This is a genomic window from Staphylococcus simiae, assembly GCF_017357005.1.
Lineage (GTDB): Bacteria > Bacillota > Bacilli > Staphylococcales > Staphylococcaceae > Staphylococcus > Staphylococcus simiae_A.
Genome location: NZ_CP071589.1, coordinates 2,115,642 through 2,133,462, shown reverse-complemented (window position 1 = coordinate 2,133,462; position 17,821 = coordinate 2,115,642). Strand labels below are relative to the sequence as shown.

Here is a 17,821-nt window from a genome sequence, read left to right as displayed (position 1 = left end):
AGGCTAATTAAGTGGCTAAAACTTCAATGGTTGCTAAGCAACAAAAAAAACAAAAATATGCAGTACGTGAATACACTCGTTGTGAACGTTGTGGCCGTCCACATTCTGTATATCGTAAATTTAAATTATGCCGTATTTGTTTCCGTGAATTAGCTTACAAAGGCCAAATCCCTGGCGTTCGTAAAGCTAGCTGGTAATAAAAAAGTATGAAAGGAGGCAACAATCAATGACAATGACAGATCCAATCGCAGATATGCTTACTCGTGTTAGAAACGCTAACATGGTGCGTCACGAGAAATTAGAGTTACCTGCATCAAATATCAAAAAAGAAATTGCTGAAATCTTAAAAAGTGAAGGTTTCATTAAAAACGTTGAATATATAGAAGATGATAAACAAGGTGTACTTCGTTTATTCTTAAAATATGGTCAAAACGATGAGCGTGTTATCACAGGATTAAAACGTATTTCAAAACCAGGTTTACGTGTTTATGCTAAAGCATCAGAAATGCCTAAAGTATTAAATGGCTTAGGTATTGCATTAGTATCAACTTCAGAAGGTGTTATCACTGATAAAGAAGCTAGAAAACGTAATGTCGGTGGAGAAATTATCGCATACGTTTGGTAATAAAATATAAGGAGGTGCCATAACATGAGTCGTGTTGGTAAGAAAATTATTGACATCCCTAGTGACGTAACAGTAACTTTTGATGGAAATCATGTAACTGTAAAAGGTCCTAAAGGTGAATTATCAAGAACTTTAAATGAAAGAATGACTTTTAAACAAGACGAGAACACTATAGAAGTTGTAAGACCATCAGATTCTAAAGATGATAGAACAAATCATGGTACAACTCGTGCTTTATTAAATAATATGGTACAAGGTGTTTCTAAAGGTTACGAAAAAGTACTTGAACTTGTAGGTGTAGGTTACCGTGCTCAAATGCAAGGTAAAGACTTAATCCTTAACGTTGGTTATTCTCACCCAGTTGAAATTAAAGCTGAAGATGATATTACATTCTCAGTAGAGAAAAACACAATCGTTAAAGTTGAAGGAATTTCAAAAGAACAAGTTGGAGCATTAGCTTCTAACATTCGTTCAGTAAGACCTCCAGAACCTTACAAAGGTAAAGGTATTCGTTACCAAGGTGAATATGTTCGCCGTAAAGAAGGTAAAACTGGTAAATAATAGATAAAACTCTACAGAAAGGAGTATTGAAATGATCAGTAAAATTGATAAAAATAAAGTGCGTTTAAAAAGACATTCACGTGTTCGTACTAAATTATCAGGTACAGCTGAAAAGCCACGTTTAAACGTATATCGTTCAAACAAGCACATTTACGCTCAACTTATTGATGATAATAAAGGCGTAACATTAGCTCAAGCTTCTTCTAAAGACAGCGATGTAGCTACTGATGCAACTAAAGTTGAATTAGCGACTAAAGTTGGCGAAGCAATCGCTAAAAAAGCTACTGATAAAGGTATTAAAGCAATTGTATTTGACCGTGGAGGATATTTATATCACGGACGTGTTAAAGCATTAGCTGAAGCTGCAAGAGAAAGCGGATTAGAATTTTAATTTAAAGGAGGGACAAATACATGGCTCGTAGAGAAGAAGAGACGAAAGAATTTGAAGAACGCGTTGTTACCATTAACCGTGTAGCAAAAGTTGTAAAAGGTGGTCGTCGTTTCCGTTTCACTGCATTAGTTGTAGTTGGAGACAAAAATGGTCGTGTAGGTTTCGGTACTGGTAAAGCTCAAGAAGTACCAGAAGCAATCAAAAAAGCTGTTGAAGCAGCTAAAAAAGATTTAGTAGTTGTTCCACGTGTAGAAGGTACAACTCCACACACAATCACTGGTCGTTATGGTTCAGGAAGCGTATTTATGAAACCAGCAGCACCTGGTACAGGAGTAATCGCTGGTGGACCAGTTCGTGCCGTACTTGAGTTAGCAGGTATCACTGATATCTTAAGTAAATCATTAGGATCTAACACACCAATTAATATGGTTCGTGCGACAATCAATGGTTTACAAAACCTTAAAAATGCTGAAGATGTTGCAAAATTACGCGGCAAAACAGTAGAAGAATTATATAATTAAGGAGGGAAAACTAGTTATGGCTAAATTACAAATTACCCTCACTCGTAGTGTTATTGGTCGTCCGGAAACACAACGTAAAACTGTTGAAGCTTTAGGTCTTAAAAAGACTAATAGTTCAGTAGTAGTTGAAGATAACCCTGCTATTCGTGGGCAAATCAACAAAGTTAAACATTTATTAACAGTAGAAGAAAAATAATTAAGGAGGTGCCGATATGAAATTACATGAGTTGAAACCGGCAGAAGGTTCACGTAAAGTACGCAATCGCGTAGGACGTGGTGCAGCGACTGGTAACGGTAAAACAAGTGGTCGCGGTCAAAAAGGTCAAAAAGCTCGTTCAGGCGGTGGTGTAAGACCAGGATTCGAAGGTGGTCAATTACCATTATTCCGTCGTTTACCAAAACGTGGTTTTACTAACATTAATCGTAAGGAATATGCTATTGTTAACTTAGACCAACTTAATAAATTTGAAGATGGTACTGAAGTAACTCCAGCTTTATTAGTAGAATCTGGTGTTGTTAAGAATGAAAAATCTGGTATTAAAGTACTAGGAAATGGTTCACTTGATAAAAAATTGACAGTGAAAGCTCATAAATTCTCAGCTTCAGCAGCAGAAGCTATTGATGCTAAAGGTGGAGCACACGAGGTGATCTAATGTTTCAAACCCTTGTGAGCTTCTTTAAAACAAAAGAAGTTCGTAACAAGATTTTCTTCACTCTAGCAATGTTAGTTATATTTAAAATAGGGACTTATATACCAGCTCCAGGAGTAAATCCTGCAGCTTTTGATAATCCCCAAGGTTCTCAAGGTGCCACTGAGTTATTAAATACTTTTGGTGGCGGAGCCTTGAAACGGTTTTCTATATTTGCAATGGGTATTATGCCCTACATTACCGCATCTATCGTAATGCAATTATTACAAATGGATATTGTTCCTAAGTTTTCAGAATGGGCAAAACAAGGTGAAGTAGGAAGAAGAAAGTTAACTAACGTTACACGTTATTTAGCGATTATTTTGGCATTTATCCAATCTATAGGTATGGCATTCCAATTTAATAATTATCTTAAAGGTGCACTGATTATAAATCAGTCAATTATGAGTTATTTATTAATTGCAGTAGTTTTAACAGCAGGAACTGCATTCTTAATTTGGCTTGGTGATCAAATCACTCAGTTCGGTGTTGGTAATGGTATTTCAATTATCATTTTTGCTGGTATTTTATCAACGCTACCTGCAAGTCTTATTCAGTTTGGACAGTCTGCATTTGTTGGTCAAGAGGATACGTCATTAGCTTGGTTAAAAGTATTAGGATTAATTGTTTCTCTTATTCTTTTAACTATTGGTGCAATTTATGTACTTGAAGCTAAACGTAAAATTCCAATCCAATATGCTAAGAAACAAACTGCTCAAAGATTAGGTTCACAAGCAACATATCTACCTTTAAAAGTTAACTCAGCCGGAGTTATTCCTGTTATTTTTGCAATGGCGTTCTTCTTATTACCAAGAACATTAACATTGTTCTTCCCTGATGCAGATTGGGCACAAAACATTGCAAATACTGCAAATCCTTCAAGTAACATTGGAATGGTTATATACATTGTATTAATCATTTTATTCACATACTTTTATGCATTTGTACAAGTTAACCCGGAAAAAATGGCTGACAATCTTAAGAAACAAGGTAGTTACGTTCCAGGTATAAGACCTGGTGAACAAACCAAAAAATATATTACTAAAGTACTTTATCGTTTAACTTTTGTTGGTTCTATCTTCTTAGCGGTTATTTCAATATTACCTATATTAGCGACTAAGTTTATGGGATTACCACAATCTATACAGATTGGTGGTACAAGTTTACTTATCGTAATTGGTGTAGCTATTGAAACTATGAAATCATTAGAAGCACAAGTAACTCAAAAAGAATATAAAGGCTTTGGCAATAGATAATTTGTAGGAGGGCACTTATGAATATCATTTTGATGGGTTTACCTGGCGCAGGTAAAGGAACTCAAGCAAGTGAAATTGTTAAGAAATTCCCAATACCCCACATTTCAACTGGTGACATGTTTAGAAAAGCTATTAAAGATGAAACTGAATTAGGAAAAGAAGCTAAATCTTATATGGATCGTGGCGAACTTGTACCTGATGAAGTAACAGTTGGTATCGTTAAAGAAAGAATTTCTGAAGATGATGCTAAAAAAGGTTTCTTATTAGATGGCTTTCCAAGAACAATCGAACAAGCTGAGGCATTAAATAATATTATGTCTGAGCTTGACAGAAATATTGATGCAGTTATCAATATTGAAGTTCCTGAAGAAGAATTAATGAACAGACTTACAGGTCGTCGTATCTGTGAAGAGTGTGGTACAACATATCATCTTGTATTTAATCCTCCAAAGGTCGATGGTATTTGTGATATTGATGGTGGCAAGTTATATCAACGTGAAGATGACAATCCTGAGACTGTCTCTAATCGTTTGAGTGTTAATATTAAACAATCAAAACCTATTCTTGAGTTTTATAATGAAAAAGGTGTATTAAAAAATATTGATGGCTCAAAAGATATTAGCGAAGTTACTAAAGATGTCATTGATATCTTAGATCATTTGTAATAGATCAACTTTTGGCGGTCTATTGTTAAGTGAAGTATGATTTGATTGTATTTATTAGCAGAGAGTGGCAATTAACGATAATTAATTCCCGTAATTTTTGTTTAACTTATAAAATTAATCACTGATAGATTCGTAACCATAAAGTTGTCTATTGACGATTACCTTACTATTGCAAAAAGGGGGAAGTTAATCAATGGCTAAACAAGATGTAATTGAATTAGAAGGTACTGTACTTGATACTTTACCAAATGCAATGTTTAAAGTAGAATTAGAAAATGGTCATGAGATTTTAGCTCACGTAAGTGGTAAAATCAGAATGAATTACATTCGAATTCTACCTGGCGACAAAGTAACAGTTGAGATGTCTCCGTATGACTTAACACGCGGAAGAATTACTTATCGTTATAAATAATCGTCACTCCATAATATAGGGAGGTATAAAAATGAAAGTAAGACCATCAGTAAAACCAATTTGCGAAAAATGTAAAGTCATTAAACGTAAAGGTAAAGTAATGGTAATTTGTGAAAATCCTAAACACAAACAAAGACAAGGTTAATAAAAGAGAGGTGTAAATTAATATGGCACGTATTGCAGGAGTAGATATTCCACGTGAAAAACGCGTTGTTATCTCATTAACTTATATATACGGTATCGGTACTTCAACAGCACAAAAAATCGTTGAGGAAGCTAATATTTCAGCTGATACTCGTGTAAAAGATTTAACTGACGATGAATTAGGTCGTATCCGTGAAGTTGTAGATAGCTACAAAGTTGAAGGTGACTTACGTCGTGAGCAAAACTTAAACATTAAACGTTTAATGGAAATTTCATCATACCGTGGTATCCGTCACCGTCGTGGCTTACCAGTTCGTGGTCAAAAAACGAAGAACAATGCTCGTACTCGTAAAGGACCAGTTAAAACGGTAGCTAACAAGAAAAAATAATAGGTAAAGGAGGCAAATATTAAATGGCACGTAAACAAGTATCTCGTAAACGTAGAGTGAAAAAGAATATTGAAAATGGTGTGGCACACATCCGTTCAACATTCAACAATACTATTGTAACTATTACTGATGAGTTCGGTAACGCATTATCATGGTCATCAGCTGGTGCATTAGGATTTAAAGGATCTAAAAAATCAACACCATTCGCAGCACAAATGGCATCTGAAACTGCATCTAAATCAGCTATGGAGCATGGTTTAAAATCAGTTGAAGTAACAGTTAAAGGACCTGGTCCAGGCCGTGAATCAGCTATTCGTGCATTACAATCAGCAGGTTTAGAAGTAACTGCAATTAGAGACGTTACTCCAGTACCTCATAATGGTTGTCGTCCACCAAAACGTCGTCGCGTATAATTTTTGATGAAATTGTTACAGGTCACTGAGCAAACATTTTAAAATTAGTCGACGTATTTAAGGAGGATATTTAAATGATAGAAATCGAAAAACCTAGAATTGAGACAATTGAAATTAGTGAAGATGCTAAATTCGGTAAGTTCGTTGTTGAACCACTAGAACGTGGCTACGGTACTACACTAGGAAACTCCTTACGTCGTATCCTACTATCTTCATTACCAGGTGCAGCCGTTAAGTACATCGAAATTGAAGGAGTTCTACATGAATTTTCAGCAGTAGATAATGTAGTTGAAGATGTTTCTACAATTATTATGAACATCAAAAAATTAGCATTAAAAATCTACTCTGAAGAAGATAAAACTTTAGAAATTGATGTGCGTGATGAAGGCGAAGTAACTGCAAGCGACATTACACATGATAGTGATGTAGAGATTTTAAACCCAGAACTTAAAATCGCAACCGTATCTAAAGGTGGTCACTTAAAAGTTCGTCTTATAGCTAACAAAGGTAGAGGTTACGCATTAGCAGAACAAAATAACACTAGTGATTTACCTATTGGTGTCATTCCAGTTGATTCATTATATTCACCTGTTGAACGTGTAAACTATACAGTTGAAAACACACGTGTTGGTCAAAGCAGTGATTTTGATAAATTAACATTGGATGTTTGGACTAATGGTTCAATCACACCACAAGAATCAGTATCATTAGCAGCAAAAATAATGACTGAACACTTGAACATCTTTGTAGGTCTAACTGATGAAGCACAAAATGCTGAAATCATGATTGAAAAAGAAGAAGATCAAAAAGAAAAAGTATTAGAAATGTCTATTGAAGAATTAGACTTATCTGTACGTTCATATAACTGCTTAAAACGCGCAGGAATCAACTCTGTTCAAGAATTAGCTGATAAATCTGAAGCTGATATGATGAAAGTGCGTAATTTAGGACGTAAATCTTTAGAAGAAGTTAAATATAAATTAGAAGATTTAGGTTTAGGTTTAAGAAAAGAAGATTGATAAAGGAGGTTAACTCATGGGTTACAGAAAATTAGGTCGTACTTCTGATCAACGTAAAGCTATGTTACGTGACTTAGCTACTTCACTTATTATTAGTGAGCGTATTGAAACTACAGAAGCTCGTGCAAAAGAAGTTCGCAGTGTTGTTGAGAAATTAATCACTTTAGGTAAAAAAGGAGATTTAGCTTCTCGTCGTAATGCAGCAAAAACATTACGTAATGTTGAAATCTTAAATGAAGATGAAACTACTCAAACTGCTCTTCAAAAATTATTTGGCGAAATCGCTGAGCGTTATACAGAACGTCAAGGTGGATACACTCGCATCCTTAAAGTAGGCCCTCGTCGTGGTGACGGTGCTGAATCAGTAATTATCGAATTAGTATAAGAATTTATATAAATACACTAACTACTTTTATATAAAGCAAATGAGTGCAACGATAATGTTTGCCACATACAAATATTGTCTAGCTCAGAGTACCCCATCAACTTAATAAAGATTTAAAGCGTGAACTCAACAAACTTATGATGGGGTGCGCGCTTTTTTATTGTACAAGATAACGGATTTGTAGACTTTATTGTCTGCAAATCCTTTTTTTAGCTTTAGCAACGGAACTACAAATTCCACTTTCTACAAAACACATTTGTTTAAAATAATCTGCAAATTTTAGATTTAATACAATAATTACTATATTTATAGTTACTTCACGCATATACATAAGTTGAAGTTACATCTTCTTAAAATGGAAAAAATGAACGTCTAAAAGATGATATAAATATTTTAATTTGCAAATTTAATGAACAACTAATAGTATGAATTAAGCATATATAGCGTATACAGCATTATATAAATATTGTAGAATATTAAAAGTAAACCAATCGTAAAGGAGTGATTCTAGTGGAGGATAAAGAAAGCATATTATCATTTAAACATGTAACGTTTCAATACCAAGGTGATGCCTCCTTCACATTGAATGACGTCTCATTTACGATTCCACAAGGGAAATGGACTTCAATTGTAGGTCATAATGGCTCAGGTAAATCAACAATAGCAAAATTAATAGTAGGAATTGAGCAACCCAATGAAGGAGATATTATTTATCAAAATAAAACCTTGTGTGAAGATAATTTAGAACAAACGAGAAGAGATATTGGCATAGTATTTCAGAATCCTGATAATCAGTTTGTGGGAGCAATTGTTAAATATGATGTCGCATTTGGGTTAGAAAATCGTGCTGTACCTCATGATGAAATGTACCATAGAGTACAAGAGGCACTTGAGGAAGTAGATATGTTAACAAGAGCTGATAATGAACCAAGTGCTTTATCAGGCGGTCAAAAACAACGTGTGGCAATTGCAGGCGTTTTAGCATTAAATCCTAAAGTGATTATTTTAGATGAGGCAACATCAATGTTAGATCCCGAAGCCAGAAAATACTTAATTAACCTTGTTAGAGATGTTAAAGAACAAAAGGATATTACAATTATTTCAATTACACATGATTTGTCTGAAACTATGCAAGCTGATCATGTCATCGTTATGAATCAAGGACAAGTGTTCAACAATGGAACACCAACAGAAATATTTAATAATGCGCAAGACTTAACTGCAATTGGATTAGATTTACCATTTTCAATGAAAATTAATCAACTTTTAACTAATGAGACAACTTTTATGACTTACGAAGGGTTGGTTAATCAATTATGACAATAAAATTCAAACAAGTTAGTTATGTTTATCAACAAGGTACGCCGTATCAATATGAAGCGTTAAAACAAATAGACGCTCAATTTGAGCAAGGTAAGTATTATGCAATTATCGGTCAGACTGGTAGTGGTAAATCTACGCTGATTCAGCATATTAATGGGTTATTAAAGCCTACAAGCGGTACTGTATCAGTTGACGATACAGTAATAACTCATAAGACTAAAGATAAAGTGATTAGACCTATACGTAAAAAAGTAGGAATGGTGTTTCAATTTCCGGAATCACAGTTATTTGAAGATACTGTAGAAAGAGAAATGGTATTTGGACCAAATAATTTCCATATGGATATTGAAGAAGCGAAAAATTATGCTCATAAACTGCTTATGGAACTTGGATTTCAAAGAGATATTTTATCTCAATCACCATTTCAAATGTCGGGTGGCCAGATGCGTAAAATTGCTATAGTATCTGTATTAGCAATGAATCCAGACATTATTATAGTCGATGAACCAACTGCAGGGTTAGATCCAAAAAGTAAAAGGCAAGTAATGGAATTATTTAAATATTTACAACTTGAAGAACATAAAACAATTATTTTAATTTCACATGATATGAATGAAGTAGCACGTTATGCAGATGAAGTCGTTGTTATGAAGAATGGTATTATTGTTGAGCAATGTTCGCCTAAATCACTGTTTAAAAATAGAAAGTGCTTTGAGGAATGGCATATTGCATTACCAGATGTTGTTAAGTTACAAAATGACTTTGAGCAAAAATATAATACGACACTTAAAGACATTGCGCTAACTGAGGAAGAATTCGTTGCATTGTATAGGGAGTGGCAATATGAAGAATAAACTTATCATTGGTCGCTACCTTCCTAACAATTCAATAATTCATAATTTAGATCCACGTGCAAAATTAATATTTGTTTTCTTGTTTATAATATTAATCTTTTTCTGTCATTCACCAATAACATATTTATGGCTATTTGCGCTTATATTATTGTTTATGAAATTAGCAAAAATTCAGTTTTGGTTTTTAATAAAGGGATTAACACCAATATTTGTTTTTTTAATATTTACCTTCTTAATGCATGTCTTCTTTACTAAAGGCGGACAAGTTTTAGTACAATGGCATTCTTTTACTATTGAAACAGCAGGTATAGTAGAAGGTATTTATATTTCACTAAGATTAATTGCAATTGTGATGGTTGCAACACTTATGACATTGTCGACAAGTCCTATTGATTTAACAGACGCCTTTGATAAATTACTAACACCTTTAAAATGGATAAAAATACCTGTGCATCAGCTTAGTATGATTATGTCTATAGCATTGAGGTTTATACCTACTTTAATGGATGAGTTGGACAAAATTATTTTAGCTCAAAAATCACGAGGGTCAGAAATTAGTTCAGGAAATATAACAACTAGAATTAAAGCGTTTATACCATTACTAGTTCCACTATTCATCTCAGCTTTCCAAAGAGCAGAAGAGTTAGCTATTGCTATGGAAGTTAGGGGTTATGATGCTAATGTAAAAAGAACTAGTTACAGACTGCTTAAATGGCAACTGAGAGACACGATAGCATTAGTGCTATTAATTCCAATTGCTATCATCTTATTTGTTATTAAATATTCAGGGGTGTAGAAATGTGCGCATATTAGTAGAAATCACATATAATGGTAGTAATTTTTTAGGATTTCAAATTCAGCAACAAGGACGTACAGTACAACAACAATTTGAAAAAATTTTACAACGTATGCATAAACGACATGTTAGAATTCATCCATCAAGTAGGACTGATAGGGGTGTGCATGCTGTGCAACAATACTTTCATTTTGATACAGAACTTAATATTCCTACGAGTCAATGGCAATATGCTATGAATAGTGCATTGCCTAATGATATTTTTGTAACAAAAGTCAGTGTTATAGATGATCAATTTCATTGTCGTTATGATTGTTTAGGCAAACGTTATCGCTACAAAGTTTATCAAGCGGCACATCGTGATCCGTTTCAAAATGGTTTAAAGACCTATATATCACATACTTTGGATCTTGATAAGATGAACGAAGCTGCTAAACAATTTATTGGGACACATGATTTTACAGGATTTTGTTCTCAAAAAACTGAAGTTGAAAGCAAGGTAAGAACGTTATATCAAAGCGAAATTATTCAAACAGAAGATGGTTTTGATTATATTGTGACGGGCTCAGGATTCCTGTATAATATGGTACGTGTTCTCGTAGCTTTCTTAATAGAAGTGGGGAAAGGGAAGAAACATGTAGAAGACGTTCCTAAATTATTAGAAAGTAGGAATCGCAACAATGTGCCTTTTACAGCTCCTGCAGAAGGACTTTACTTAGAACATATTTATTTTGAAGATAATGATTTAACGACTGACTTTGGAAATAATATAAAAATTCATCGTAAAAAATCATTGCAAAATGACTGATTGCCATTGACAAAAGGCTTATGAAATTATAAGATTATTAACGGTATTGTTTTATATCCACCCCACGATAAGCCCCGGAAACTTATTGTGTTACAAGATATATAAGCAGAAATGAACAACAGTTAACAAAATAAATGAAATTTATCGTTTTAACAATGAAACTAATGAAATCATCTATTGAGTTATGGACTTGTTTATAGCTTGAATAGAAGCATTTATTTATAGGAGGACAATTATTATGCGTCAAACATTTATGGCAAATGAATCAAACATTGAGCGCAAATGGTATGTTATTGATGCTGAAGGACAAACTTTAGGTCGTCTTTCATCAGAAGTAGCATCTATCTTACGCGGTAAAAATAAACCAACATACACACCACATGTTGATACTGGTGACTATGTCATCGTTATTAATGCATCAAAAATCCATTTCACTGGTAACAAAGAAACTGACAAAATTTACTATCGTCACTCAAATCACCCAGGTGGTATTAAATCAATCACTGCTGGTGAATTAAAAAGAACTAACCCAGAACGTTTAATTGAAAACTCAATTAAAGGTATGTTACCAAGCACTCGTTTAGGCGAAAAACAAGGTAAAAAATTATTTGTATATGGTGGCGCTGAACATCCACACGCTGCACAACAACCAGAAAACTACGAATTACGTGGTTAATTAGAAGGAGGAAATGACTTTGGCACAAGTTGAATATAGAGGCACAGGCCGTCGTAAAAACTCAGTAGCACGTGTACGTTTAGTACCAGGTGAAGGTAACATTACAGTTAATAACCGTGACGTACGCGAATACTTACCATTCGAATCATTAATTTTAGACTTAAACCAACCATTTGATGTTACTGAAACAAAAGGTAACTATGACGTTTTAGTAAACGTTAATGGTGGTGGTTTCACTGGACAAGCTCAAGCTATCCGTCACGGAATCGCTCGTGCATTATTAGAAGCAGATCCTGAATATAGAGGTTCTTTAAAACGCGCTGGATTACTTACTCGTGACCCACGTATGAAAGAACGTAAAAAACCAGGTCTTAAAGCAGCTCGTCGTTCACCACAATTCTCAAAACGTTAATTGTCGAACAATATATACCAAACACCTCGATATTGCATCGAGGTGTTTTTTTAGTTTTATAAGGTTCTGTAATAAAGGTTTTCTTTTTTGGCTCTATAATAAATCGGACTGATAGAGAATTTTAAGTTATTTTCTATTAGTCCGATTTTTGTATTTTGAATATGAAAAAAGCGCAATTATCTCTATTATTAAAAGTGACTAAACAAATAATCTAAGGAGATAATGCACCTATGCAAAATTTTATAAATATGGTACAACTTTATTGGAATACAAAAAGTCATTTTATTATGTTAACAATTAAATAATACCTATTATATTAAGTATCAATCAAAAAAGTCCAACTTACTCAATGGATAGTAAATTGGACGTCTTTTCAATTAGATAAAAAAATTAAATTGGTAGCGTTATAAAGCATCACGATTATTAACTGACACACATTATGTTTCTAATCGGTTAACAACATTAAGCATATCATCATTAATAACGAGTGTAGCATCATTATCATAAGGTGTAATATCACGATTAATAATGACTAAATGCTGGCCGTTAAAGTTAGAAATCAAACCTGCAGCAGGTTGTACGACTAGTGAAGAGCCTAACACAACTAATGTATCAGCTTTGTTAATTTTACTAAGTGCTTTGTAAATCGTTTGTTCATTCAACATTTCTCCATACAGTACAATATCAGGTCTTATTGCATGACAACATTGCTCACAATGATATAAATTTTGGTTAATAACTTCTTCTTTTGTATATGTTTGATCACAAGACAAACAATAAAAACGATTGAGTGTACCATGTAATTCATCTACATGTTGACTACCAGCATCTGAATGCAAGCCATCAATATTTTGAGTTATAACTCCTAAAGATTTACCTTGTTGCTCTAATTTGGCAATCCATTGATGAACGACGTTGGGCTTTTTATCAGCAAATAATAGGCGACTATGACAGAATGCCATAAAGCCTAAAGGATCTGTTTCTAAATAGTCATGACTTAACATATATTCAGGAGAAAAGCCTTGTTCTGAAATGTCATCATACAAACCTCCAACTGATCTAAAATCAGGAATACCACTTGCTACAGAAACACCAGCTCCCGTAAAAAAGATAATATTATTTGAATCAGCTATAATTTTTGCTAAATATTCTATTTTATTATTCATAGTTATCACTCCACAAATTTTTGACACTAATATTTTTATTTCCTTTAATATCAACATAACACATAATGAATATGTTAATAAATATAACAATATAACTAATTTAAAGTTGCGATAATAGTCATAAATGTGTAATAACCATACAAAATATCTCCAATTATCACTTAAAATGTTAGTTTTTATGATAGTCTTGATATAGAATAAACATAAATTATGTTTGAATAAACAAATTAATATGATGATATAGCATCATTGGGGAGGATAGTTCATTGAGAAAGCATGAACGTTTAGAAGAAATCGCTAAACTAGTGAATAAAAAAGGTACTGTGCGGACAAATGAGATTGTAGAAGGTTTAAATGTATCAGATATGACTGTCAGACGTGATTTAGCTGAATTAGAAGAACAAGGTATTTTAAAAAAGGTACACGGTGGGGCACGTAGTAATTCTGTATTCCAGTTTAAAGAAATGTCACATAAAGAAAAACATGCTAAAAATATTGAAGAAAAAAGATATATTGCTAAAAAAGCAGCACAATTAATTGAAGATGGAGATACATTATTTCTTGGTCCTGGGACAACAGTAGAATTACTGGCAGAAGAAATTCAACATCGAACATTGACTATAATTACCAATTGTTACCCTGTATTTAAAATTTTGTTTGAAAAGCAAAGTTTGAATTTTAGAGTATATTTACTGGGTGGAGAAATGAGAGATATAACAGAATCTTTTGTTGGTGAAATGACTAATTCATCACTAGAAAATTTAAGATTTACTAAAATGTTTTTCAGTTGCAATGGTGTTCAGAATGGAGAGGTCATGACATCCTCAATAGATGAAGCATATACGCAACAACTTGCATTAAATCACTCACTTGAAACATTTTTATTGATGGATTCTACAAAAGTAGGTAAAGGAGATTTTACTACGTTTTGTCATTTATCAGATTTAACAGCGGTAATTATGGATAATAATAATGATGATAAAATTGAAGAAATAAAAAAATATGTTGATTTAATAGCCTAACAAAATTTAACAATATTAATAAAGTGTATGAGCAATACTCACATCTGCGGAGTATTGCTTATTTTTTTTGATAATTTGCAATTCATTTACTAATAACAACAATAATCTAATTAACCTAACGTATTGTCGCAATATCCAATTCACTTCATTTCATATATTGCTCTGTAAACAAACAATATTCCAACATTAATACTTTAAACGAATAAAAAATTTAACATCTTTCTAACATTTTTGTTTAAACAAACTAAAATATCAACATAATAACAACTAATAATGTTGGTTTATTATTGTTTTATGTTTATAATTTAAACGTAATCTATTGAAAGCCTTTTCTTTAAACGTACTATCAACCGCTATAAATAAGAGGTATTTCAAAATCAAAGTATAAAGGAGACTTAATATGGCTATTATTATCGGTTCAGATGAAGCAGGCAAACGCTTAAAAGAAGTCATCAAAACATATTTAACAGACAATCATTACGAAGTAGTTGATGTAACAGAAGGACAACAAGTAGATTTTGTTGATTCAACACTTGCAATTGCAAAAGAAGTACAACAACAAGAAGGTAATTTAGGAATTGCCATTGATGCTTATGGTGCAGGTAGTTTTATGGTTGCTACCAAAATAAAAGGTATGATAGCTGCTGAAGTATCAGACGAACGTTCAGCTTACATGACTCGCGGTCATAATAATTCAAGAATCATTACATTAGGTTCAGAAATTGTTGGTGATACGTTAGCTAAAAATATCGTAAAAGGCTTCGTTGAAGGTAAATATGATGGTGGTAGACACCAAATCCGTGTAGATATGCTTAATAAAATGTGCTAAGGAGGAAGAAATAATGAAAATAGCTTTAGGTTGCGATCATATTGTTACAGATACAAAAATGCGAGTTTCAGAACATTTAAAATCAAAAGGACATGAAGTCATTGATGTAGGAACTTACGATTTCACAAGAACACATTATCCAATATTTGGTAAAAAAGTTGGGGAACAAGTTGTCAATGGCAATGCTGAATTAGGTATTTGCATTTGTGGTACTGGCGTAGGTATTAATAACGCAGTGAACAAAGTGCCTGGTATTCGTTCAGCACTTGTACGTGATATGACATCAGCATTATATGCTAAAGAAGAACTCAATGCTAATGTTATCGGTTTTGGAGGACGTGTTACTGGTGAACTATTGATGTGCGATATTATTGATGCGTTTATCAATGCTGACTATAAACCGACTGAAGAAAATAAAAAATTAATTGCTAAAATTGAACATTTAGAAACTAGTAATAAAGATCAAGCTGACCCACATTTCTTTGATGAATTTTTAGAAAAATGGGACAGAGGCGAATATCACGATTAAGGGACGACGTTTATGATTTTAACTTTAACTTTAAATCCATCAGTCGATATATCTTATCCACTAGAAACTCTGACATTAGACGATGTTAATCGAGTTGAACAAGTTAGTAAAACTGCTGGTGGTAAAGGTTTAAATGTTACTAGAGTATTATCTCAACTTAAAGAACCAGTACTAGCTAGTGGTTTTATTGGTGGAGAATTAGGACAACTTATCGCTAGGAAATTAGATGACGCAGAAGTGTATCACGCTTTTTATAATATCAAAGGTGAAACAAGAAATTGTATAGCAATACTTCATGAAGGACAACAAACTGAGATTTTAGAGCAAGGTCCAGCAATTGATAGTGACGAAGCAAGAGGATTCATTCACCATGTTGATGAATTATTAACAAAGGTACAGGCGGTAGCCATTTCAGGTAGTTTACCTAAAGGACTAAGCAAGGATTACTATGCTCAAATCATTCAATTATGTCAACAACGTCAAATTCCTGTAGTGCTAGATTGTTCAGGCACAGCATTACTTGCAGTGTTACAACAACAATATAAACCAACAGTAATCAAACCTAATATTTCAGAATTATCGCAATTATTAGGACAGCAAGTGCGTGAAGATGTTGAAAGTTTGAAAACGGCATTAGCAAATCCATTATTCGATGGCATTGAATGGATCATTGTCTCGTTAGGAGCCAATGGTGCTTTTGCTAAACATAATAAGCAATATTATCGCGTTTCCATTCCAAAGATTAACGTCTTAAATCCAGTTGGATCTGGTGATTCTACAGTAGCAGGTATTACTGCAGCAGTTGTTAATCATGACAATGATCAAACATTACTTAAAAAAGCAAATACATTGGGCATGTTGAATGCGCAAGAAGCACAAACAGGATATGTAAATTTATCTAATTATCAAAATCTATTTGATCAAATAGAAGTTTTAGAGGTGTAAATAATGGCAAAATCTAGTCAAAAAATTCAATCAATTGAACAATTAAGTAATCACGAAGGTGTCATTTCAGCATTAGCTTTTGACCAACGTGGTGCATTAAAACGTATGATGGCTAAGCATCAAACTGAAGAACCAACTGTCGAACAAATTGAACAATTAAAAGTCTTAGTCGCAGAAGAATTAACACAATATGCTTCTTCAATTTTATTGGATCCAGAATATGGTTTACCAGCTTCAGAAGCACGTAATAAAGATTGCGGTCTACTATTAGCATATGAAAAAACTGGTTATGACGTAAATGCTAAAGGACGTTTACCAGACTGTTTAGTAGACTGGTCAGCGAAACGTTTAAAAGAGCAAGGTGCAAATGCTGTTAAATTCCTACTTTATTACGATGTAGATGATAGTGAAGAAATCAATATTCAAAAGAAAGCATATATTGAGAGAATTGGTTCAGAATGTGTAGCAGAAGATATTCCATTTTTCTTAGAAGTGTTAACTTATGATGACAATATTCCGGATAATGGCAGTGTTGAATTTGCTAAAGTTAAACCTAGAAAAGTAAACGAAGCGATGAAATTATTCTCAGAACCACGTTTTAATGTTGATGTCTTAAAAGTCGAAGTACCAGTAAATATGAAATATGTTGAAGGATTTGCTGAAGGTGAAGTGGTTTATAGCAAAGAAGAAGCGGCACAACATTTCAAAGCGCAAGATGCAGCTACTAACTTACCTTATATCTATTTAAGTGCAGGTGTATCAGCAGAATTATTCCAAGAAACATTAAAATTTGCACACGAAGCAGGCGCTAAATTTAACGGTGTACTATGTGGACGTGCAACATGGTCAGGTGCTGTACAAGTATACATTGAACAAGGTGAACAAGCAGCACGTGAATGGTTACGTACAACTGGATTCAAAAATATTGACGACTTAAACAAAGTATTAAAAGATACTGCCACTTCTTGGAAATTAAGAAACTAAGTATAAA

The 17,821-nt window shown here is 33.3% G+C and carries 27 protein-coding genes; 26 read left to right on the top strand and 1 reads right to left on the bottom strand.

Annotated features, from left to right (window positions below):
* Nucleotides 1-11: 11 nt before the first annotated feature.
* The 21 genes from J3R86_RS09865 to rpsI all read left to right on the top strand — a co-directional run bounded on the left by J3R86_RS09865 (nucleotide 12) and on the right by rpsI (nucleotide 12,339).
* Complete coding sequence (locus J3R86_RS09865; RefSeq protein ID WP_001140799.1) at nucleotides 12-197, top strand: type Z 30S ribosomal protein S14; 186 nt, start codon at nucleotides 12-14, stop codon at nucleotides 195-197.
* 29 nt (nucleotides 198-226) lie between these two features.
* Complete coding sequence (gene rpsH, locus J3R86_RS09860) at nucleotides 227-625, top strand: 30S ribosomal protein S8 (RefSeq protein WP_002461781.1); 399 nt, start codon at nucleotides 227-229, stop codon at nucleotides 623-625.
* A 24-nt stretch (nucleotides 626-649) separates the two neighbouring features.
* Complete coding sequence (gene rplF / locus J3R86_RS09855) at nucleotides 650-1,186, top strand: 50S ribosomal protein L6 (protein WP_207517134.1); 537 nt, start codon at nucleotides 650-652, stop codon at nucleotides 1,184-1,186.
* 31 nt (nucleotides 1,187-1,217) lie between these two features.
* Nucleotides 1,218-1,577, top strand: a complete 360-nt coding sequence (rplR, locus tag J3R86_RS09850) for a 50S ribosomal protein L18 (RefSeq protein ID WP_002461779.1) — start codon at nucleotides 1,218-1,220, stop codon at nucleotides 1,575-1,577.
* A 20-nt stretch (nucleotides 1,578-1,597) separates the two neighbouring features.
* On the top strand, nucleotides 1,598-2,098 hold the full coding sequence (gene rpsE / locus J3R86_RS09845) for a 30S ribosomal protein S5 (protein WP_000113852.1): 501 nt from the start codon (nucleotides 1,598-1,600) through the stop codon (nucleotides 2,096-2,098).
* A 16-nt stretch (nucleotides 2,099-2,114) separates the two neighbouring features.
* A complete protein-coding gene (rpmD, locus tag J3R86_RS09840) occupies nucleotides 2,115-2,294 on the top strand; it encodes a 50S ribosomal protein L30 (protein WP_001096576.1) in 180 nt (59 codons plus the stop codon).
* A 16-nt stretch (nucleotides 2,295-2,310) separates the two neighbouring features.
* Nucleotides 2,311-2,751 (top strand): 50S ribosomal protein L15, encoded by a 441-nt coding sequence (rplO, locus tag J3R86_RS09835; RefSeq protein WP_002461776.1) that lies wholly within the window; start codon nucleotides 2,311-2,313, stop codon nucleotides 2,749-2,751.
* Entirely contained in the window at nucleotides 2,751-4,043 is a 1,293-nt protein-coding gene (gene secY / locus J3R86_RS09830; protein ID WP_207517133.1) for a preprotein translocase subunit SecY, read from the top strand. Before rplO ends, secY begins: the two co-directional genes overlap by 1 nt.
* Before the next feature lie 17 nt (nucleotides 4,044-4,060).
* On the top strand, nucleotides 4,061-4,708 hold the full coding sequence (locus J3R86_RS09825; protein WP_002461773.1) for an adenylate kinase: 648 nt from the start codon (nucleotides 4,061-4,063) through the stop codon (nucleotides 4,706-4,708).
* A 193-nt stretch (nucleotides 4,709-4,901) separates the two neighbouring features.
* A complete protein-coding gene (gene infA / locus J3R86_RS09820) occupies nucleotides 4,902-5,120 on the top strand; it encodes a translation initiation factor IF-1 (RefSeq protein WP_001118443.1) in 219 nt (72 codons plus the stop codon).
* A gap of 31 nt (nucleotides 5,121-5,151) precedes the next feature.
* Nucleotides 5,152-5,265 (top strand): 50S ribosomal protein L36, encoded by a 114-nt coding sequence (rpmJ, locus tag J3R86_RS09815; protein WP_000868342.1) that lies wholly within the window; start codon nucleotides 5,152-5,154, stop codon nucleotides 5,263-5,265.
* A gap of 22 nt (nucleotides 5,266-5,287) precedes the next feature.
* A complete protein-coding gene (gene rpsM, locus J3R86_RS09810; protein ID WP_207517132.1) occupies nucleotides 5,288-5,653 on the top strand; it encodes a 30S ribosomal protein S13 in 366 nt (121 codons plus the stop codon).
* Nucleotides 5,654-5,676: 23 nt separating this feature from the next.
* Nucleotides 5,677-6,066 carry a 30S ribosomal protein S11 gene (gene rpsK, locus J3R86_RS09805; RefSeq protein WP_002461763.1) on the top strand — a complete coding sequence of 130 codons (390 nt, stop codon included), beginning with the start codon at nucleotides 5,677-5,679 and terminating at the stop codon, nucleotides 6,064-6,066.
* Nucleotides 6,067-6,140: 74 nt separating this feature from the next.
* Nucleotides 6,141-7,085, top strand: a complete 945-nt coding sequence (locus J3R86_RS09800) for a DNA-directed RNA polymerase subunit alpha (protein WP_207517131.1) — start codon at nucleotides 6,141-6,143, stop codon at nucleotides 7,083-7,085.
* Nucleotides 7,086-7,101: 16 nt separating this feature from the next.
* Nucleotides 7,102-7,470, top strand: a complete 369-nt coding sequence (gene rplQ, locus J3R86_RS09795) for a 50S ribosomal protein L17 (RefSeq protein WP_002461761.1) — start codon at nucleotides 7,102-7,104, stop codon at nucleotides 7,468-7,470.
* Between the two features lie 510 nt (nucleotides 7,471-7,980).
* Nucleotides 7,981-8,790, top strand: coding sequence for an energy-coupling factor transporter ATPase (locus J3R86_RS09790; protein WP_207517130.1), 810 nt, complete (start codon nucleotides 7,981-7,983; stop codon nucleotides 8,788-8,790).
* Nucleotides 8,787-9,647, top strand: coding sequence for an energy-coupling factor transporter ATPase (locus J3R86_RS09785; protein ID WP_207517129.1), 861 nt, complete (start codon nucleotides 8,787-8,789; stop codon nucleotides 9,645-9,647). The genes J3R86_RS09790 and J3R86_RS09785 overlap by 4 nt, the downstream gene beginning before the upstream one ends.
* Nucleotides 9,637-10,443, top strand: coding sequence for an energy-coupling factor transporter transmembrane component T family protein (locus tag J3R86_RS09780; protein ID WP_207517128.1), 807 nt, complete (start codon nucleotides 9,637-9,639; stop codon nucleotides 10,441-10,443). The genes J3R86_RS09785 and J3R86_RS09780 overlap by 11 nt, the downstream gene beginning before the upstream one ends.
* 4 nt (nucleotides 10,444-10,447) lie before the next feature.
* Nucleotides 10,448-11,251, top strand: coding sequence for a tRNA pseudouridine(38-40) synthase TruA (gene truA, locus J3R86_RS09775; RefSeq protein ID WP_207517127.1), 804 nt, complete (start codon nucleotides 10,448-10,450; stop codon nucleotides 11,249-11,251).
* Nucleotides 11,252-11,489: 238 nt separating this feature from the next.
* On the top strand, nucleotides 11,490-11,927 hold the full coding sequence (gene rplM / locus J3R86_RS09770) for a 50S ribosomal protein L13 (protein WP_002464437.1): 438 nt from the start codon (nucleotides 11,490-11,492) through the stop codon (nucleotides 11,925-11,927).
* A 19-nt stretch (nucleotides 11,928-11,946) separates the two neighbouring features.
* Nucleotides 11,947-12,339: a 30S ribosomal protein S9 gene (gene rpsI, locus J3R86_RS09765; RefSeq protein ID WP_002464436.1), complete on the top strand. Its 393-nt coding sequence runs from the start codon at nucleotides 11,947-11,949 to the stop codon at nucleotides 12,337-12,339.
* A gap of 437 nt (nucleotides 12,340-12,776) precedes the next feature.
* On the opposite strand, the gene J3R86_RS09760 is transcribed toward rpsI, so the two are convergent.
* A complete protein-coding gene (locus J3R86_RS09760) occupies nucleotides 12,777-13,505 on the bottom strand; it encodes an NAD-dependent protein deacylase (protein ID WP_207517126.1) in 729 nt (242 codons plus the stop codon).
* 266 nt (nucleotides 13,506-13,771) lie between these two features.
* Between J3R86_RS09760 and J3R86_RS09755 the strand changes: the two genes are divergently transcribed.
* The 5 genes from J3R86_RS09755 (at nucleotide 13,772) to lacD (ending at nucleotide 17,814) form a co-directional block, all read left to right on the top strand.
* The gene (locus J3R86_RS09755; protein ID WP_207517125.1) at nucleotides 13,772-14,527 is read left to right on the top strand and encodes a DeoR/GlpR family DNA-binding transcription regulator; all 756 of its coding nucleotides are present in this window, start codon (nucleotides 13,772-13,774) and stop codon (nucleotides 14,525-14,527) included.
* A 400-nt stretch (nucleotides 14,528-14,927) separates the two neighbouring features.
* On the top strand, nucleotides 14,928-15,356 hold the full coding sequence (gene lacA / locus J3R86_RS09750; RefSeq protein WP_207517124.1) for a galactose-6-phosphate isomerase subunit LacA: 429 nt from the start codon (nucleotides 14,928-14,930) through the stop codon (nucleotides 15,354-15,356).
* Between the two features lie 13 nt (nucleotides 15,357-15,369).
* Entirely contained in the window at nucleotides 15,370-15,885 is a 516-nt protein-coding gene (gene lacB / locus J3R86_RS09745; protein WP_002462558.1) for a galactose-6-phosphate isomerase subunit LacB, read from the top strand.
* A 12-nt stretch (nucleotides 15,886-15,897) separates the two neighbouring features.
* Nucleotides 15,898-16,830 carry a tagatose-6-phosphate kinase gene (lacC, locus tag J3R86_RS09740; RefSeq protein ID WP_207517123.1) on the top strand — a complete coding sequence of 311 codons (933 nt, stop codon included), beginning with the start codon at nucleotides 15,898-15,900 and terminating at the stop codon, nucleotides 16,828-16,830.
* 3 nt (nucleotides 16,831-16,833) lie between these two features.
* Nucleotides 16,834-17,814 carry a tagatose-bisphosphate aldolase gene (gene lacD / locus J3R86_RS09735; protein WP_207517122.1) on the top strand — a complete coding sequence of 327 codons (981 nt, stop codon included), beginning with the start codon at nucleotides 16,834-16,836 and terminating at the stop codon, nucleotides 17,812-17,814.
* Nucleotides 17,815-17,821: the final 7 nt, after the last annotated feature.